At 44.1% G+C, this 16521-nt stretch carries 15 protein-coding genes; 10 read left to right on the forward strand and 5 right to left on the reverse strand.

The features are described 5' to 3' along the window. The first annotated feature begins 43 nt into the window (after nucleotides 1-43). The 3 genes from ACE04G_RS26205 (at nucleotide 44) to ACE04G_RS26215 (ending at nucleotide 2688) form a co-directional block, all read left to right on the forward strand. Nucleotides 44-1489 carry an amino acid ABC transporter substrate-binding protein/permease gene (locus ACE04G_RS26205; RefSeq protein ID WP_221821064.1) on the forward strand — a complete coding sequence of 482 codons (1446 nt, stop codon included), beginning with the start codon at nucleotides 44-46 and terminating at the stop codon, nucleotides 1487-1489. Continuing rightward, nucleotides 1482-2210, forward strand: a complete 729-nt coding sequence (locus ACE04G_RS26210; RefSeq protein ID WP_221821066.1) for an amino acid ABC transporter ATP-binding protein — start codon at nucleotides 1482-1484, stop codon at nucleotides 2208-2210. Before ACE04G_RS26205 ends, ACE04G_RS26210 begins: the two co-directional genes overlap by 8 nt. A gap of 121 nt (nucleotides 2211-2331) precedes the next feature. Then, entirely contained in the window at nucleotides 2332-2688 is a 357-nt protein-coding gene (locus tag ACE04G_RS26215; RefSeq protein ID WP_221821067.1) for a hypothetical protein, read from the forward strand. Between the two features lie 87 nt (nucleotides 2689-2775). On the opposite strand, the gene ACE04G_RS26220 is transcribed toward ACE04G_RS26215, so the two are convergent. The 4 genes from ACE04G_RS26220 to ACE04G_RS26235 all read right to left on the reverse strand — a co-directional run bounded on the left by ACE04G_RS26220 (nucleotide 2776) and on the right by ACE04G_RS26235 (nucleotide 6618). Then, nucleotides 2776-4056, reverse strand: a complete 1281-nt coding sequence (locus tag ACE04G_RS26220; RefSeq protein ID WP_339308452.1) for a glycoside hydrolase family 27 protein — start codon at nucleotides 4054-4056, stop codon at nucleotides 2776-2778. A gap of 108 nt (nucleotides 4057-4164) precedes the next feature. After that, the gene (locus ACE04G_RS26225; RefSeq protein WP_405132308.1) at nucleotides 4165-5046 is read right to left on the reverse strand and encodes an AraC family transcriptional regulator; all 882 of its coding nucleotides are present in this window, start codon (nucleotides 5044-5046) and stop codon (nucleotides 4165-4167) included. A gap of 34 nt (nucleotides 5047-5080) precedes the next feature. Continuing rightward, a complete protein-coding gene (locus ACE04G_RS26230; RefSeq protein ID WP_405132309.1) occupies nucleotides 5081-5881 on the reverse strand; it encodes a GNAT family N-acetyltransferase in 801 nt (266 codons plus the stop codon). A 125-nt stretch (nucleotides 5882-6006) separates the two neighbouring features. Next, entirely contained in the window at nucleotides 6007-6618 is a 612-nt protein-coding gene (locus tag ACE04G_RS26235; RefSeq protein ID WP_405132310.1) for a TetR/AcrR family transcriptional regulator, read from the reverse strand. 137 nt (nucleotides 6619-6755) lie between these two features. On the opposite strand from ACE04G_RS26235, the gene ACE04G_RS26240 reads away from it, so the two are divergent. The 4 genes from ACE04G_RS26240 to ACE04G_RS26255 all read left to right on the forward strand — a co-directional run bounded on the left by ACE04G_RS26240 (nucleotide 6756) and on the right by ACE04G_RS26255 (nucleotide 10468). After that, nucleotides 6756-7517: an alpha/beta hydrolase gene (locus ACE04G_RS26240; protein ID WP_405132311.1), complete on the forward strand. Its 762-nt coding sequence runs from the start codon at nucleotides 6756-6758 to the stop codon at nucleotides 7515-7517. Nucleotides 7518-7774: 257 nt separating this feature from the next. Then, entirely contained in the window at nucleotides 7775-8209 is a 435-nt protein-coding gene (locus ACE04G_RS26245; protein ID WP_101313754.1) for a ribonuclease domain-containing protein, read from the forward strand. 14 nt (nucleotides 8210-8223) lie between these two features. Next, nucleotides 8224-8499, forward strand: coding sequence for a barstar family protein (locus ACE04G_RS26250; protein ID WP_405132312.1), 276 nt, complete (start codon nucleotides 8224-8226; stop codon nucleotides 8497-8499). A 274-nt stretch (nucleotides 8500-8773) separates the two neighbouring features. After that, nucleotides 8774-10468, forward strand: a complete 1695-nt coding sequence (locus tag ACE04G_RS26255) for an ABC transporter substrate-binding protein (protein ID WP_405132313.1) — start codon at nucleotides 8774-8776, stop codon at nucleotides 10466-10468. 116 nt (nucleotides 10469-10584) lie between these two features. Here ACE04G_RS26255 and ACE04G_RS26260 read toward each other — a convergent pair whose 3' ends face one another. Beyond that, nucleotides 10585-11454, reverse strand: a complete 870-nt coding sequence (locus tag ACE04G_RS26260; protein WP_405132314.1) for a helix-turn-helix domain-containing protein — start codon at nucleotides 11452-11454, stop codon at nucleotides 10585-10587. A 163-nt stretch (nucleotides 11455-11617) separates the two neighbouring features. Here ACE04G_RS26260 and ACE04G_RS26265 point away from each other — a divergent pair, with 163 nt between their 5' ends. The 3 genes from ACE04G_RS26265 to ACE04G_RS26275 all read left to right on the forward strand — a co-directional run bounded on the left by ACE04G_RS26265 (nucleotide 11618) and on the right by ACE04G_RS26275 (nucleotide 16505). After that, nucleotides 11618-13129 (forward strand): glycoside hydrolase family 43 protein, encoded by a 1512-nt coding sequence (locus ACE04G_RS26265; protein WP_405132315.1) that lies wholly within the window; start codon nucleotides 11618-11620, stop codon nucleotides 13127-13129. Between the two features lie 14 nt (nucleotides 13130-13143). Further along, nucleotides 13144-14694 (forward strand): glycoside hydrolase family 43 protein, encoded by a 1551-nt coding sequence (locus tag ACE04G_RS26270; RefSeq protein ID WP_221821083.1) that lies wholly within the window; start codon nucleotides 13144-13146, stop codon nucleotides 14692-14694. A gap of 125 nt (nucleotides 14695-14819) precedes the next feature. Next, the gene (locus ACE04G_RS26275; RefSeq protein ID WP_221821085.1) at nucleotides 14820-16505 is read left to right on the forward strand and encodes an extracellular solute-binding protein; all 1686 of its coding nucleotides are present in this window, start codon (nucleotides 14820-14822) and stop codon (nucleotides 16503-16505) included. Nucleotides 16506-16521 lie beyond the last annotated feature (16 nt).

Below are 16521 nucleotides of genomic sequence, written 5' to 3' on the forward strand. Positions count from 1 at the left end.
GAAAATAATGATTATTCGGACAATACCGAGACGGGGAGGACACATGAAAACAACGAAGATCTCATTTTTTATACTTTCACTGATGCTGCTCCTGGTGAGCGGTCTATCAGGATGGGTAGGGAACGCTGCTGCAGCGTCCGATTCCGGTAAAACCTATGTTATCGGAACTGATGTCACATTTGCTCCATTCGAATATGAAGATGAGAATGGTGATTTTGTTGGTATCGACATGGATTTGCTGGATGCCATTGCCAAAGATCAAAATTTCAAGTATCAAATCAAATCCCTGGGATTTAACGCAGCTGTACAGGCACTTGAGGCGAATCAAGTCGATGGTGTAATCGCAGGGATGAGTATTACGGATGAGCGAAAAGCAAAATTTGACTTCTCAGAGCCATATTATGATTCAGGCGTTGTTATGGGGATTAGTTCCAATAATGATACCATTAAAAGTTACGAAGATCTTCGTGGTAAAAAGGTGGCTGTAAAAACGGGAACAGAAGGGTACAGCTTTGCTGAGTCCATCGCCTCAAAATATGGCTTTACCGTTGTCCCATTCGATGAATCATATCAAATGTATGATGATGTGAAGACCGGTAATTCGGTGGCCTGTTTTGAAGATGAACCCGTTCTAAGGTATGGGGTAAAGCAGAATAATGGTTTAAAAATCGTTACTGCCAAAGAAGACGGGGCTTCCTACGGATTTGCGGTAAGTAAGGGTAAAAATCAGGAACTCCTGGAGATGTTCAATGCTGGTCTTGTGAATATCAAAGCTAACGGTGAGTACAAGCGCATTATCGAAGAATATGTTGGAGAGAATGCCCAAGTCGCAAATCTGGGGCGTTGGGAACTAATTCAGAAATCTCTTCCTGCACTTTTTAAAGGTCTGGGAAAAACACTTTTATACACGATTGTGTCCCTGTTCTTCGCGTTTATCATCGGTCTGATTTTCGGATTTATGAAGGTGGGACAGAACAAATTCCTTCGTGGTGTTGCCACCGTATTTGTGGATATCTTCCGCGGTATTCCGCTGATTGTCCTGGCATTCTTTATCTATTTCGGGATTCCACAGGCGATGGGCTTCACGATGCCATTGTTCCTGGCGGCCATTCTGACACTTAGTCTGAATGCAGGGGCGTACGTAACCGAGATTATCCGAGGCGGGATTCAATCGATTGATCGTGGTCAGATGGAAGCTGCCCGTTCATTGGGCCTTCCTTATCGCAAAGCGATGATAAAGATCGTTATTCCGCAGGCGGTACGTGTTATGATTCCTTCTTTCATTAACCAGATGGTTATCACGTTGAAGGATACGTCAATCTTGTCCGTTATTGGTCTCGTAGAGTTGACACAATCGGGTAAAATTGTTATTGCAAGAACGTTCTCCTCTTTTGACATTTGGTTAACGGTTGCGGTTATGTATCTGATTGTTATCATCACATTGACCAAAATTGCTGATTATCTGGAGGTGAAGGTTCGTCGTGGCTAAAATAAAAGTTGAAGGTTTGAAGAAAAGTTTCGGCTCGAATCAGGTCCTAAAGGGAATTGATGTGGCGGTCAACGAAGGAGAAGTTGTCTGTGTCATCGGGCCTTCCGGTTCGGGAAAAAGTACATTCTTGCGCTGTATCAACCAATTGGAAGATATCACAGCTGGTCGAGTTATTGTAGATAATCAGGATCTCAATGATCCTAAAACCAACATTAATAAAGCGCGTGAAAATATTGGCATGGTATTTCAACATTTTAACTTATTCCCTCATTTTAACGTATTGAAAAATATAATGTTTGCGCCAAGAGAATTAGGGGTTTTAAACGCAGAAGAGGCTCGAAAAACAGGTCTTAGCCTTCTGGATCGTGTCGGGTTGTCTGATAAAGCGGCTAGTTTTCCCAGTCAACTCTCGGGGGGGCAAAAACAACGGGTTGCTATCGCTCGTGCGCTTGCTATGAACCCGGATGTGATGTTATTTGATGAACCGACTTCGGCGCTTGACCCAGAGATGGTAGGCGAAGTTCTGGGTGTAATGAAAGATCTTGCGAGCGAGGGTATGACGATGATCATTGTTACCCATGAGATGGGTTTTGCCCGTGAAGTAGCTGATCGTGTGATCTTCATGGACGGGGGTTATATTGTCGAGCAGGGCACTCCTGAAGAGATATTTGGAAATCCGAAGAATGAACGGACGATCAGCTTTTTGGAGAAGGTACTCTAGAACTGAATCGAGAATGAACACATTAAAAGTCGCTATTTGAGCGGCTTTTTTTGTTATATTTATGAGGTGATTTAATAGAAAGTCCGATCAAACTAAGCCTAGAAAGCGAGGTCAGTACTCCATGGGAAATGTGTCACAAGAAGATCAACTGCAATCCATCAAAGCTTTTCAATCAACCATCCGAAAATCGGAAAATGCCTTAGTGAATATGACTCAGAAAAGTAATAACACGACATTGCTACAGAAACGTCTCCAAGCTCTATACATCGGCCTAGCAGTTCTGGAAAAACACTGGAACCAGAAGCCTCATCAATACTCCAAGGAAGATATAACAGAAGCCGGCCTTGTCTTGATTGGATTGTTTCCATCCCTTGAGAACATGTATGCCAAGTCCAAAGAAGGTAGCCCGCAAAAGACTCTTCTGGAAAGAAGAATTAAAGCATTTCATCTGGCCGTTCAAGCCATGGATACATACTGAAATGCTTATGCAATGCATTTTTAATGACTTGAAATGAGAGAGAGGTCTGTCTAATGAACGACAGACCTCTCTTTTTCTTTGGCAAGCCTAGGAAAACTGATAGAGACGCACACCATGCGCAGGTACAGTAGTAACTAAGGAATTCTCTGTTAATTGAGCTGCTTCTTGGCTCCACAATTCGGTGCCTTCGGTAATGCTGGACAATCCAACCTCATCAATGGACAGATCCACAGGTAGAGTTTTCTCACCGATGTTAAATACAGCGACGTAAGAGGAGCCATCCGCATGCTGGGCAGTCCACACAATAAGATCGTCTTTGCGTAAGGCTTCTCTGGCTCCGTAACTCTCGCGATGCATTCGCAGAACCTCACGATTGGTCAACAGGGATAGTGTCCAGTCATCGTTATCTCGCAGTTCACCACCAAAGATGAGCGGGGAACGGAAGATGCTCCACAGTGACATCATCGTCAACTGCTCGTCAGGTGTGAACCGAGTCCAGCGATCTGCTCCACCACCGTCCACAGAACGGATACCGATATGACCCAAAGGCAACATATCACAGTCTGGCCAGCAGCCTGCTTGGGGAACGCCCTGCCACGTCCGGCAGCGGTCGAACATATCCAATAACAGCGGCCACAGATCCCAGAAATCGTCCGTGACACGCCACATGTTGGCATGTTCAGCCAAGAATTCTGAGTATTCCACCGGAGCAGGGCCAGGAGAGAGACTTAGTACCATGGGCCGACCAGAGCGCTCAATCGCTTTGGATATCATTGCGATCTCTGGCTGATGGGTGTCATAGAGCCTTGAAGCAGCAATATCGTCTACCTTGACCAAGTCAACGCCCCATTGTGCATACAGTTCAAACAGCGAATCGTAGTAGTCCTGAGCACCTTCTTTTGAGCTATCGACACCATACATATCTGTATTCCACGGACAGATGGAATTCGGATGAGCAATATCGCGCGCAGTGGCGGTTGTGCCCAGGATCGGAGTAGCGGCATGTGCAGCTTGACGTGGAATACCGCGCATGATGTGAATGCCAAATTGCAGCCCAAGACTATGAACGTAGTCGGCTAATGGCTTAAATCCCTGTCCACCTGCAGCGGAGGGAAACCGATTCTCGGCAGGCATAAGCCGCGAATATTCATCCATGATGAGTGGAACGAACGGACGATATTGCGAAGAATTGGCCAAAGGCTCGTACCATTGAATGTCGACCGTAATGTAACTCCAGCCGAAGTCTTTAAGATGTTCTGCCATGTACTCGGCGTTGCCACGAATTTCGTCTTCCGTAACGGCCGCGCCGTAACAATCCCAGCTGTTCCAGCCAAGCGGTGGAGTTGATGCTGCAAGCGTATGATTCATGGGAATGCTCCTTTATGGATTAATTATTGCTCTCGCTCAATTCATCATAATAAAGGATTTTATTAATATCTACAGTAATGTTGAGTGTGGAATAGCAAAATATTGCGGTTAGTCGAAGAACAATTTACGGTACACAAGGCTTTCTCCGCCACTACGAAATTCACCTGGCGTAACGCCGGTTATGCTGCGAAAGGCTTTGATAAAATAACTTCCGCTGGAATACCCGACTTGCTCGGCGATGACTTCAATGCTAAGCGTAGTTCCGCGCAGCAGTTCCATTGCTTTTTCTGTACGTACACGAGTCAGATAAGCACCTGGGGTCAAACCTGTACTGGAGGAAAAGCGACGTATAAAGTGATATTTGGAAAGGGAAACATGCTCCGCAAGGTGATCGATACTGATCATTTTGGAGTAGTTGTTTTCTATGTATTCAACGGCTATTTGAATGTTTTCAGACCAATTCTCCCTGTTGCGCAATGTCGTTTTCTGTAATCGAGTCAACTCTGTCATGAACTGATATACGCTGGATGATGCGATCAGAGGATCAGTGATTCTGCCTGCTGCCGCATCTGTCACGATCATCCGCAACAGTCGAACGGGTGTACAATCAGCGGGTAAATAGGGCACTTCTCCAGCTTCCCGAAGAAATTTTCGCCAATGGGGCAGAATAAGAGTGGGCCTGAACAGCAGGAACAGAAACTCCCAAGGTTCTTTTGATGCTGAATGGTAGTAATAGCGATGTGGCCCTGGAATTTCGGCCAAAAAAGCTTGTCCTGCGGTAACATGATGAATGCGATTATTCGACTCAAACACACCTTCACCCGAGATTGTATATTGGAATAACAAGAGAGGCCCGTCCGAACGTTCGAGTCCGTCCCAATGATAAGAAGGATCGGTTATTGAATCACATCCTGCCGCATACAGTACACACAGTTGGAGCTCCTTGTCTTCCGCGAATCGAAACCCATAGGTTCCTCTAGGGATATTCATGTCAGCTCTCCTTGTTGCCCTGAATTTTGCACATTTATGCATTATACCAATACATTGGTTGCTCCTCGATCTTATCAAAACAAAGCTTGTTTGCCATATGTAATGATTCAATGTTATCGGCGTGACAGCACCAGTTCGGTACTAATCCTTTGTTTATACACTCTTCAATGAACCGAACGCCGACAGCTGTAGCCAATCCCTGCATCTTATGTTCCTCAAGTGTGATGATATCGATCTCCGCATAACCACCACCTACATATGGGGAAGAGCAGACGCTAACAATTTCACTATCTCGAGTAATAAAATGCGCAATACCATTAGCAATAAAGTGCGGTACAGAGTCCCATACAATTGAATAGTAGGAGTAAAAATCCTTAATGTACTTCGTTGCGATGGATGGATTTAATTCTACGAGTTTAAAGTGTTTACCTAAAGTGAGAGTATCTCCTTGGTATCTCTCGGTAAACTTCATCTTATTGAACGAAAAATATGTGCGTTTGATTTTCTTTGCGTTCGGTAATTCATAGTTATCAAGTAAATCGATCCAATCTTCCGAAAATAGTGCCAGTGCATAAAAATCTATTATATGATTCTTTTTGTTTATTAAAAATCGAATGACGTCATCATTAAATTTTGGATTGCTAGCCGTCCCCAGTAGACAGTAAAAACCACCACAGCTTGTGATCAGGGCTGAAGTTATGTTGTGCTTGTTGTTTACGTATACAGTTCCTTGTTGTTTTTGCTCAAGTACGGAATACACAAATACAGCTTTATTCTTGATCTCTATGAGAAGAGGAAGTATCAAGTGAATCTCTTGCCATGTTAGAATTTCCAAAACTACACCTTCCTTTGCGCTTATCATGCTTATATAAGGTAGAATTTCTCGTCTCGAGCAGAATGCATAAAGCGATTGATCAATTAAAGATGTAAACTAACCACTAATACATAATCAGTTCAGTTTTACTGCGCTCCGTGAATGAAAATATCTACTAGCTTCTGGCCTAGCGAAAAGTTGGAACCATATTTATGCAGGTTATCTTCCCGATTACCCATTAACATCAATGTCGAGAAGGTCTCTGCCAGGAAAAATGGATCGTCCGTTCGCAGTCTGTTTTTATCCATTGCCCGTTGGAAATGGGAGGCTAACACTTCGTGAATCTGATGCTCCGCGTTGCGTATATCCTGAATTTGAGCTGGTTCAAGAAAAGGCTCAGCTTCTCTGAGCATGGTTTCAATCTCCGCATGTGGATTGCCCAGTCTGGCCTCTGCCAATCGCACAAGCCCCGACTCCAGATTCTCGGCCTGATCAAGGATATGCGAGGTTAAACGGCTCACATTGTGTAACATCGTTGTAAAGGCAACCTTAAAAAGCTCTGGTTTGCTGGTGAAATGATAATAAATGGTTGGTTTTGATACACTACATGTTTTGCCAATCTGCTGAAGCGTGACTGTTTCGTAGCCATACTCCATGAATAACTGTGAAGCAGTTTGAATAATGGTTTGCTGAATTGAGATATCGTCGTTGCCATGTTTGGGTCTTCCAGGCAATCGTTTGGGTGATTTTTCTGTCATTGAACTTCCCTCCATGAATATTTTATGACAAATAACGATAGTAAGCAAAATCATCTTGTAATTATATTTACCGGTAAGTATAATTATGAGAGTTAAAAAAGACATATCATTATCCTCATACTAAGGTGGTTTTAAGGTTGAAAACAGCACAACGTACTAACAAATGGAAGAAAATAATTATGTGGACCATCTTGTCCATTGTTATCATCGTGGCCGGCGTTTACGTATATCTCAAATCGGTTACGTATAGTCCGACTGAGCGAGCTGAAACGGCGATGACAAGTGATGCTCAGGTTATTGTCGCCAAGATTAAGGACGGTTACCGATTTGAACCCGTGGGTACAGAGATAACCAAACCGAATATTATTTTTTATCCAGGTGGTCTGGTTGAACCTGAAAGTTATTCTCCACTTGCCAGAGAAATGGCAGAACAGGGTCACCGCGTATATATCGCGAACATGCCAATAAACTTGGCGATTTTCGGTCAGAACAAGGCTGATTCCTTTATCGAGGAACATCCTGACGAAGCGTTTGTAATTGGTGGCCATTCGTTGGGAGGGTCATTTGCATCACGGTATGCTGCGGAGCACAATGAGAAGTTGGAAGGCGTCTTTTTCTTGGCTTCTTATGCAGATGAAGGAGGGAGCGTGAAGAATACGGACTTGTCTATCTTACAGATTACAGGTTCGGATGACGGAGTGCTTAACTGGGAAGACTGGGAGAACTCCAAAGCAAATCTTCCGGAAGACACGACATATGTGAGTATTGAGGGTGGAAATCACGGCCAATTTGGCTCATACGGCATGCAAAAAGGAGATAATCAACCTGCCATTACGGAAGATAAGCAGTTGGAAGAGGTTGTTGTAGCCCTAGAGAACTGGATGGGTACATTAAATTAAACTATTAAATGAATGTGTTGAATGGTAATGATCGTCGTACGATTAAAGTCGCTATTTTAGCGGCTTTTTTTGTTGTAGAATAAAAATAATGCTTCAATGGAGCAAGGCAACAGCTTTAATTGATTGAATTTCAACTCCATAATAGGCTTACAGAATTGCTTTAATTACCACAAATCGTTAACATTAGAAGCATTGTCATCGAAATAGCACCAAAACGGAAGACAGCAAGAGCAAGAACATCAAAAGGAGAAAAGATTATGTTTTTCAGAAAATTTGCTTACACGTTAGTGATCATCCTCGCTGCATTATTGTTCTCAGGTTGTACGTCAGAGTCTTTGCGTGATCTCGGATCACCTCAAGTTTCGGAGGATATGGGATTTGATGAGGTTGCCAATTATATCTCGGAACACAATGAACTCCCACCAAATTACATTACCAAGAAAGAGGCCAGAGATCTGGGATGGGAACCAAGCGAAGGTAACCTGCGAGAAGTTGCTCCAGGCAAAAGCATCGGCGGCGACGTGTTCAGGAACCGGGAAGGATTACTCCCCAACAAAAAAGGCCGGATCTGGTACGAAGCCGATATAAATTACTCTGGAGGACGGCGCGGAAGCGACCGAATTCTATACTCCAATGACGGTCTAATCTACCAGACGACAGATCATTACAAGTCATTTGAACAGTTAAAATAAATGGAGGAAATGATATGAGCATCATTCAGATTAACGGAAACGACTTTCACAGCAAGGAAGAGTTTCATCAAATTTTGCAGAACCAGCTGGAGTTAGACGAGAGCTATGGAGGCAATTTGGACGCTCTATGGGATGTCTTGACTGGGGCTGTAAGCATGCCGATTACTTTTCAATGGATTGGGTTCGAGAAAAGCAAAGAGATTCTTGGAGAGTACGCTGATCAAGTCATGGAATTGTTGCGGGAAGTTGAAGCAGAAATCCAAGGATTTACGTTGGAATTATATTATTGAAAAGTAGTTTGGCTTTATGAGGCGATGGGCAACTATCGCTTTTTTGGTCTTCACATTTTTACTGAGACACATGTCTATATCATGCTATTTTCATGGCTTAATAATCAAGGTTGGGGTGATTAGACTTCCTTATACTTTAAACATGGAATAGGGTAGGCAGGGTTGTAGTCGTTTACTAACGGTTGAATATGTAAGCGTATACTATTTCAAAGCGAACCATCGTATTGTCTGGATTGGTTATTACAACTAACATCATTTAGGGGGCAAAAAAATAATGAGAGCCGTATCAAAAGTGCTAGGAGCATGTCTCGTAACAAGTGTTATGTTAGTTTCCGCCGGTTGCGGAAATGCTGCAGAGAATTCCGAATCAAATACGAGTGACCCCAACAGCCCAATCACATTTACCTTCTTCGGCGCAGATGCAAGTCCCAACTGGAACAAAATGCAGGATGCTGTAGGGAAAAAAATTACGGAAGAAACCGGTGTAAGCATCGATGCAGAATTCGATATTTCAAGCGGAGGCGGAAACGACCGCATTTCCCTGATGGCTGCCAGCGGCGATTATCCGGATTTGATTTTCCCCAAAGGTAACTTGACCAGACTCGTTGATGCCGGGGCAATGATTGATCTGACGGATCTGATCGAAGAACACGCCCCCAACTTGAAAAAGATCTACGGTGAGCACTTCAATCGGTTGAAATACAGTAATGACGACCCTTCAATCTATTGGATTCCAACGAATGGTGCGATTGATCAGGTCAGCTTTGATGCGACGAATGGTACTGCCATTCAACATCGTGTAGTCAAGGAACTCGGGTATCCTGAGATCAAAACCTTAAACGATTTCGAAAAAGTGCTACGTGAATATTACGAGAAACATCCGACCACAGATGATGGCCAACCCACAATTCCGCTGACGCTTAGTGCAGATGGATGGCGACGAATGATCACGGTTACTGATCCTGCTGTCATGTCTACTGGAGGACCTGGAGATGGTGAATATTTCATCAATCCGGATACCTACGAAGCTGTTCTGCATTACAAACGTCCCGAGGAGAAGGAATATTTCCGGTGGTTGAACAAGATGTACAATGAAGGATTGCTGGACAAGGACAGTTTTGTTCAGAAGGATGACCAGTATAAGTCCAAAATCGCCAGTGGTCGCGTGTTATCCTTGCTCGACCCAAGCTGGGGATTCAGTGATGCGGAAAATGCTTTGAAAAGTGCAGGAAAAGATGATATGACCTACGGATTCTATCCGGTAACGCTAGATGACAGTTTTCAGCGGAAAGACTTCCAGAATATCGGCTTTGATGGTTATGGCATTGGTATAACGGTAGATTGTGAAGATCCTGTCCGTGCCATCAAATTTTTGGATTGGATGTCTTCTGAAGAAGGGCAAGTATTGAGAAACTGGGGCGTTGAAGGCGAGCAATATAATGTGGAAGACGGTGTTCGCACCATCCCGGCCGATGTACAGGAACGTAAAAACAAAGACAATAACACATTCACCAAAGAAACCGGAGTAGGCTTGTATTACATTTTTGGTGCTCACTATGGGGATGGTGTCAAAGATTCAACAGATAACTACTATACAACGAATTATCCTGAACAGATTCAGCAAAGTTATTCCGATGAGGAGAAAGAAGCTTTGAAAGGTTATGGCATCACCACATGGAAGGACTTGTTCCCTTCCGAAGAGGAGTTTCCGGTGAAAGAGTGGGGCGCTGCATACAATATGCCGATTCCTTCGGATAGCGGGGATTATAACGTTGTGTATCAGAAAACGCAGGATATTATTCAGAAACGGATCGCCGAAGCGATTACCTCCTCTCCGAGTGCCTTTGAAGGCATATATGACAATATGATTACCGAACTTGACAATGCAGGTGCAGTAGCCATGGAACAGCAGTATACGGAGTGGATTAAAGATCGCGTTCGATTGTGGACGGGTAAAGAGATCAATTAACTGGCGTATAATTACAATAAAATTGTTTGCAGATCCGAAGTATATCCAAAACTAAAAAACATCGAGCCATGTTGGATGGTTTGATGTTTTTTAGTTTACATTGAATGAGCTCATCATTATCTTGGCATTGCTTCAATTGCATCACGTCTTTGTTTGATATATCTACCAGGGGAGATGCCGACCATTTTGGTGAAACTGCGAATAAAATTGGCATAGTCACTAAAGCCCGATTGAAAGCATGCATCCGTAATACTCATTCCTTCAGACAGGTGAAATTTGGCCCGTTCAATACGACGACCCAAAATGTAGGAACGGATGGTCAATCCAGTATGCTTTTTGAACTGGCGGCTGATATAAGTACTGTTCATGTAGAACACTTCGGTAAGTTTGCGAAGCGTAATATCTTGATTTAGATGTGTTTCAATATAATCCATGGTTTCACGAACCAGTTCAGGCATAATGTCATTGGGAACAAAGGAATTGTTATGAAACCAGACGTTAATCATGACCAACAATTGGGCTACGGCTGCATTTATTTTGATATCGGTGCCATAAGCATCGGAAGCAAGCAATCCTTCCAGTTCGTTCGTACATTGCAGCATCTGCTTCAAGTTATAGTCGTCTAAATGTACGATGTTGCCTGTTCCTTTGGGGCGATGATCAAAACATGACGATAGATTGGTTGATGGTGTGGAAAGCTGAAACAGATATGTTTTTTTGAGATTGATTGTAATTCGCTCATACTCAGATTCATCCAGAATAAAGGCTCGGTGCATCTCCTCGGGTGACATCACAAGCAGATCACCAGGCTGTACATGGTAACATCGATTATCTACATAAAAGTGAACGTTGCCACGAAGAAACAGGTAGATCTCGTATGCATTATGGCGATGATAGATCGTTTCCAGCTTATACGTCGTTACGCTATGTAGATATAAGAGCTCAGGCTGGATGGGATCATAAAAACACTCAGAGGATCCACTCATGAAGTACCTCCCGTCATTTCACGCAATAAATAGAGCGGTTAACGCAATGAAATTGTACTCAGCTTACCTTAAAATGTAATCATCCTATCATGATACCTTTTGTATTGCAAACGCTTTCTCGGAAAAAGGCATAACTAAAAACAATTATAGGGGGATTCTTTTGATGAATCATCATTCTACACCACAAGCTGGTGAGCAAAAGCAAGATCAAGCTGCCAATCTGGAGCGTATTCCAGGGGAGATTGGAAAGCTTCGTCCCAACGGTAACCCTCTGGTGGCCCACAAATTCGGAGCCGATCCCTATGCTTTGGTATTTAACAATCGAGTCTACTTATATATGACTAGTGATAAGCTGGAATATGATAAGGACGGTCTTCCTCAGAAAAACAGCTACAGTTCAATCAACCGGATTACGGTCATTTCTTCGGATGACTTAATCAACTGGACCGATCATGGGGAGATCAGAGTTGCTGGACCTCAAGGCGCAGCAACATGGGCTTCGCAATCCTGGGCCCCGGCAGCTGCTCATCGAATCTTGGATGGCAAGGACTGTTTCTTTCTTTATTTCGCCAACAATGCCAGTGGAATAGGTGTACTGTCTGCACCCACACCTGTAGGTCCGTGGATAGACCCTATAGGAAAAGCACTTATTACAAGAGAGACTCCGGGAGTGGAGGAAGTAACCTGGCTATTCGATCCGGCTGTCATTGTAGATGATGATCATCAGGCCTACATTTATTTTGGTGGTGGTATTCCCCAGGGGAAAGCAGAAAGACCGGATACGGCAAGAGTTATGCGATTGGGAGACGATATGATCAGCGTTGTTGGCAAAGCGAAGGTTATTCAGGCGCCTTATATGTTTGAAGATTCAGGGATACATAAATATAATAATAGTTACTACTTTACGTATTGTTCCAATTTTATTGAGGGTGATCGGCCAGAGGGCAGCCCACCACCTGGTGAGATTGCATATATGACCAGTGTTCAGCCAATGGGGCCATGGACATATCAGGGTACGCTACTCCAGAATCCAGGACACTTTTTTGATATTGGCGGCAACAATCACCATGCTATATTTCAACTATCGGATCAGTGGTACATTGCCTATCATGCCCAGACATTATGCCAAGCCATGAATATCCCCGAAGGTTACCGTTCAACACATCTGAATCGAGTCGAGCATGATGAGGCCACGGGTAAGATCAAGAAGGTACAGGCAGATTATCAGGGCGTAGATCAAATCAAATGCTTCGATCCCTATGGGCGGGTAAGCGGATCGACGATTGGATGGAGTAGCGAAGTATCAACAGAGCAATATCCTGACTCTGGTGAGATGTCTGCATCAGATTCGAATACGATTTCCGCTAAACTGCAAAATGACAGCTGGATAGCTATATCGAAGGTGGACTTTGAAAGTGAAGGACTCACAACCTTCACAGCAACGATTGCGAATCAAGCAACCGAAGGTACGTTGGAACTTCGACTTGAACGTGCAGACGGACCGTTAATTGGTGAAATCATTGTTCCGCCTGCGACAGAATCTCTTCAATGGATGGAACTAACAACTAATGTTACGGGTGCGAAAGGTGTGCAAGACTTGTATATTAAGCTTAAAAGTTCAACAGACAGCTCAATCATCCTTTTGAGAGAATGGAAGTTTAACAGAAAAAAATGAGGTGTAAATGAAGCATGTATCCGAATCCGATTATTTGGGCCGATTACCCGGATCTTGACGTTATTCGTGTAGAGGACACATATTATATGGTCAGTACAACCATGCACATGATGCCGGGATGTGTCATCCTGCGCTCATATGACCTGATCCATTGGGAAGTAGCCACATATGTATACGACACATTGGACGATACACCTGCCCAACGGCTGATGGATGGTCATCACGTTTATAGTAAAGGCATGTGGGCTGCATCACTCCGCTATCATCAAGGGATGTTCTATGTGATCTTTGTTGCGAATGATACCCGTAAGACATACTTGTATACGTCGACCTCCATCTCGGGAGTGTGGAAGAAGCAGATCGTGGAAGGGTTTTATCATGATTGCTCCATATTTTTTGACGATGATGAACGAGTCTATCTCGTATACGGTAATACCGAGATCTATCTGACCGAATTAAGCTCTGATCTGTCCGGGCCCAAACCTGGTGGAGTGCATCGCTTGATTGTAAAAGACGAGCAGCCTCATCACCTTGGTTATGAAGGGGCACATTTTTACAAGATCAATGGTAAATATATTGTGTTCCTGATTCATATCACGAAAGCTTCCGGACGGAGAACACAGGCGTTTTATATGGCAGACTCTCTGGAAGATGTCTTCACTGGTGGAGAAGTATTTAATGACGATATGGATTATTTCAATTCAGGTGTTGCTCAGGGCGGTATCGTGGATACGCCGGATGGAGACTGGTATGCAATGCTGTTTCAGGATCATGGGGCTGTTGGCCGGGTTCCTGTTTTGGTTCCGCTACACTTTGATCAAGGTATACCGGTCTTTGCAAGCAAAGCGCCGAAGCAGATTAATATCCCAAGCACGAGACCAGAGCACCGTTATAACCCGTTAGTGGGTAGCGACAGTTTCAATTATGAACCCGAAGAAGATGGAAACATCCGCCTCCGTGATTTTTGGCAATGGAATCATACACCTAATCATGAACTTTGGTCCGTTACAGAGAAACCGGGAGTGTATCGTGTTCGAACGGGACAGATCAGCCCAAATCTGACGTTTGCGGTCAACACACTAACCCAGCGTTCAATGGGGCCCGCTTGCGAAGTAATAGTTACGCTTGACGGCAGTCGTCTGAATGATGGGGATTATGCCGGGTTGTGCTTTTTGATCGGTTCGTACGGTATGATCGCTCTCACGAAGCAGGATAGCAAGTTTTACTTGGTCATGCATGCCAGAGATAGTGAGGATTCCACCATATTTGGCAATCTGATCGACCAGAAGCCAGCCACTGAACATGAACGTATCCCGGTATCAGATCCAGTAGTTAAACTAAAAGCATTCGGAAATTTTGAGAACAATCTGGATGAGTGCTCTTTTGCCTATTTCGATGGGGTTGAATGGAGAGATATAGGGATTGTCCACAAAATGATATATAAACTGGATCATTTTATGGGTTGCCGAACGGGGTTGTTTGTATATTCAACTGAAATAGCTGGAGGAACAGCTGACTTTTCGAATTTCGAATATCGCGTAATTAATCCTGATGAGAAACAATGAAAATACGTAAAAGCCGCCCAACGGCGGCTTTTCGTATTCAATGAGTACAAGTTGTTGTACAATGATATGGATTAAAGTTGACAGAGAGAAGAGAGTTGTTCAAACCGAACTGGGGGCATGTCGTCATGTATAAGAGATGTCTGGACATAACAAGATGGACCTTCATTCTGTTCCTTGCTGTATCCATACCAGCAGGTCATACCGAAGGTAATACCAAACAACATCATCCGCAGCAAGATGGGCAGCAGATTCAACTTCCCGCTACGTTTGAGAGGTATTCTCCTCCCATCGTGGTCTCTTTTGTCAGGGAAACTGGAGATGACCTTGAGCGCATGATTAGTCAGTTACCTGGTGAGACGATACTGGATAATCGCTGGACTCGTTTGTACGAAAAAGAGCTAGGTATTCAAATTCACTATGACTGGACTGCTAATGGGGATGTATACAATCAGAAGTTGGGTGTATCCCTTGCTGCAGGACGTTTTCCAGATGTAGTGAAAGTTAATCCATATCAACTTAGACAACTGAGCAACGCTGGAATGATCGAAGATTTAACCCATGTGTACCAAGAGTATGCTTCCCCACTTACAAAGAGTATATTGGAGGCGGAGGGAAGAGGCGCATTTGATGCGGCAACCATTGATGGCAAACTCATGGCTATTCCCGAATCATCTTCCTCCATTGAGACAGCGCAGTACCTGTGGATTAGAACCGACTGGTTGGAGCAACTGGGGCTACGGCCGCCTGAAACGCTGGAAGAGCTTCTTCAGGTTTCGAAAGCGTTTACAGAGGGGGACCCCGACGGGAACGGAGAGCATGATACGTACGGACTTGCGCTAACGAACCATCTATGGGATCCAGTTATGGGAGCTGCAGGGTTCATGTCCGGCTACGGTGCCTACCCTAATATATGGGTTAAAGATGCAGAAGGAAACCTCACTTATGGAGGTATACAGCCTGAAGTTCGGGAGGCTCTGAAAGTACTGCAAACGTTGTATCGTGAAGGCCAACTTGATCCGGATTTCGCTTATAAAAGTGGAAACAAGGCGTTTCGTCTAGTTCAAGATGGAAAAATAGGGATGCTTTACGGCGAACAGTGGACATCCTTTATGCTTCAGAGCACCCGTGATACAGATACAGATATAGATGTAGAATGGCAGGCATATCCGATTGTTGCCAAGTCGGACCGGAGCCTGTTCGTACCGCTACGTTCCAACACTGGGCAATACTTTGCTGTAAAAAAGGGATTCTCTAATCCGGAAGTTGTTGTAAAGCTCATGAATCTGCATCTGGACATCAACTGGGGGGATCAGGCACAGTATGAAACATACTATAATGACGACTCCCGTGCTGTGTGGATGCTTTCACCGGTAACTCCTTTTCCCGGTAATAAAAATATAGATGCATACAAACAAATTCGGGATGCCAGAAGTACAGGAGACTTCTCGGCTCTGCAGAATGAAGCTCTCGCCATTCACAAACGCATTGTGGCCTATGAATTGGAAGATGTAGAGAGCGGCTGGGGCTGGAAACAAACCTATGGGCCTTCGGGTGCTTTTAGCATTGCAGATTCTTACGAGAAGAACGGCCAACTTCTCTATGATCAATTCACGGGTGGAATTACGGACACAATGGTTGATCGACAAATTATTCTTCGGGATCTTCAGCTTGAAGCCTATATGAACATTATTCTAGGCAGGTCGATAGATGAGTTTGATCAATTCGTTGAGAACTGGCGCAAGCTGGGGGGAGATCAGATCACATCGGAGGTTAACGCGTGGTTTCGCACCAGCAAGCCAAAGGAGCACTAATGTTCACTTTATTCAT

Source organism: Paenibacillus sp. AGC31 (assembly GCF_057334655.1).